Here is a 464-nt window from a genome sequence, read left to right as displayed (position 1 = left end):
TGTTTTTCCTGAACCGGGTTGCCCCGCCACAGTCACTAAGTTTGAACCAAAATTGGTGAGTAGGCGTAACCGCTCGAGCAGTTCAACCTGAGACTCTAACTCCAATACTCTTAATTCATGAGCCAAACTCATTAGGCTTCCCTACAGACAAATCAATCAAACGCCATGAGGATAACTCTGAGCCATAATAGCCCAGAGCAACATTACTTCTTGCTTAGAGAGTACGACAGAAATCAATCGCTTGTTTGATGATGTCCTGAGGTACATCTGCAACCACCTCAGCCGTACCAATGCTGGTTGGTAGAACGAGACGGAGCTGACCTGAAAGCACTTTTTTGTCACGCATCATGTGCTGCATAAAGTCTTCAAAAGACATGCTTTCTGGTGTGTGAATCGGCAACTTCGCACTCTTGAGTATAGAGATAATACGCTCAAGTTGCTGTTCGTTAATCAAGCCCTGCAGT

General features: G+C 45.3%; 1 pseudogene. It reads right to left on the bottom strand.

The window, feature by feature from the left end:
• Nucleotides 1-214 precede the first annotated feature (214 nt).
• A pseudogene (locus tag KIV40_RS33705) lies at nucleotides 215-464 on the bottom strand (3-dehydroquinate synthase); the annotation flags it as partial.

Source organism: Vibrio sp. D173a, from assembly GCF_030248475.1.
This window is presented reverse-complemented; position numbering and strand designations above follow the sequence as displayed.